Below are 2,216 nucleotides of genomic sequence, written 5' to 3'. Positions count from 1 at the left end.
GTGGGTAAAACAGAGTTAGCTATTCAATACTCATGGCAATATTTGGAAGATTATTCTGGCGGGTGTTGTTGGTTAAATCCCCAAGGTATTGATTTGGGAACCCAGTTAGTAGAGTTTGGAGTTGTGAATTTACCTAACTTTCATCCACCGGATGGATTAAGCCTAGCAGGTCAAGTTGCTTATTGCTGGAAGAACTGGCAAGCTGGCAAAGTTTTATTAGTATTTGATGATGTTAAAGACTGGATGCAAATTAAACCCTATCTACCACCTAAAAGTTCTCGATTTAAGGTGTTAATTACTACTCGTCAAAACACAGGGTTAATATATCCATCACAGCCGTTAGGTGAATTGTCACCAGATGCAGCCTTAGAATTATTAGCAAAGCTATTGGGAAATGAATATGTTCAACAGGACACAGAGACAGCAAAAAAACTTTGCGAACATGTCGGTTATATCGCCATTGGAATTTACCAAATAGCGGCTATCTGCCGTAAGCCAGGGAGAGTATTATGTTAGCAGACATCCTCGCACGGCTACAGAAGCAAGCATCAACAGGTGAGTCTGGTGTAGCAGCAGCTTTTGAGTTGAATTGGCAGAGCTTGGAATCAGAAGCACAAAAATTGGCTTGTTTGGTGAGTTTGTTTGCTTTGGCTCCTATCCCCTGGTCTTTGGTAGAATCAGCAGCAAGTGCTAGCCTTATGGAATTTGACCTAAAAGCTAACTGCACTGTTTTAGTTGAACGTTATCTGCTGCAAGAATTGGCAGAGGACACCTACCAAATCCATGATCGCATTCGGGAATTATTGCAGCAGAAGCTAGAAGATTTGGCTGAAGCAAACGAACTCAAGCGTGGCTATTGTCAAGCAATGGTAGCCGTAGCAAAAGATATTCCTTACACACCCACATTAATAGAAATTGCTCAAGTAACTCTTGCCATCCCTCACCTTGGGGAAGCTGCTACAGTTTACCAAGCTTGGTTAAGTGATGAAGATTTAATCTCGCCTTTTTCGGGCTTGAGTAGATTTTACCAAGGTCAAGGAGCCTACGCACAAACCTTACCTTGGTATAAACAAAGTTTATCAGCTGCTAGAAAACGTTTTGGGGATGAACACCTCTCCGTGGCAACTAGCCTGAACAATTTGGCAACAATCTACGATTTACAGGGAAGATACAGCGATGCCGAACCTTTGCACATCCAAGCTTTGGAGATGACAAAACGCCTGCTGGGAGATGAACACTCTTCTGTAGCAACTAGCCTGAACAATTTGGCAGAACTCTACCGTTCACAGGGAAGGTACAGCGATGCCGAACCTTTATACATCCAAGCTTTGGATATGACAAAACGTTTGCTGGGAGATGAACACCCCTCTGTGGCAATTAGCCTGAACAATTTGGCAGCACTATACTATTCACAGGGAAGGTACAGCGATGCCGAACCTTTGTACATCAAAACTTTGGAGATGACAAAACGTTTGCTGGAGGATGAACACCCAGATGTGGCATCTAGCCTGAACAATTTGGCAGCACTCTACAGTTCACAGGGAAGGTACAGCGATGCCGAACCTTTATACATCCAAGCTTTGGATATGACAAAACGTTTGCTGGGAGATGAACACCCCTCTGTGGCAACTAGTCTGAACAATTTGGCATTACTCTACGATTCACAGGGAAGGTACGGCGATGCCGAACCCGTGTTAATCCAAGCTTTGGATATGACAAAACGTTTGCTGGGGGATGAACACCCCTCTGTGGCAACTAGCCTGAACAATTTGGCATTACTCTATGATTCACAGGGAATGTACAACGATGCTGAACCTTTGTACATCGAAGCTTTGTCCATGAGAAAACGCCTGCTGGGGAATGAACACCCCTCTGTGGCAACTAGCCTGAACAATTTGGCATTACTCTACAAATCACAGAGAAGATACAGCGATGCCGAACCTTTGTACATCGAAGCTTTGTCCATGAGAAAACGCCTACTGAGGGATGAACACCCAGATGTGGCAACTAGCCTGAACAATTTGGCAGAACTCTACCGTTCACAGGGAAGGTACAGCGAAGCTGAACCTTTGTACATCGAAGCTTTGGCCATCGCTGAAAAACAGTTGGGGGCAAATCATCCCAATACAATAACCATTTGTGAAAATCTGGAAGACTTGCGGCGGAATCGTCAGCCTTGATTCAGGAGAATGGTTGCTTTTGTCTGGCGTTGGTTT

1 protein-coding gene and 1 pseudogene are annotated in these 2,216 nt (G+C 44.2%); both read left to right on the top strand.

Features of this window, described 5'->3' with window-relative positions; genetic code table 11:
- A pseudogene (locus VE944_RS13475) lies at positions 1 to 516 on the top strand (NB-ARC domain-containing protein,Caspase domain-containing protein); the annotation flags it as partial.
- Complete coding sequence (locus VE944_RS13470) at positions 510 to 2,180, top strand: tetratricopeptide repeat protein (protein WP_324977761.1); 1,671 nt, start codon at positions 510 to 512, stop codon at positions 2,178 to 2,180. The pseudogene VE944_RS13475 and the gene VE944_RS13470, both read left to right, overlap by 7 nt.
- Positions 2,181 to 2,216: the final 36 nt, after the last annotated feature.

This window comes from Nostoc sp., assembly GCF_035638895.1.
Classification (GTDB): domain Bacteria; phylum Cyanobacteriota; class Cyanobacteriia; order Cyanobacteriales; family Nostocaceae; genus Nostoc.
This window is presented reverse-complemented; position numbering and strand designations above follow the sequence as displayed.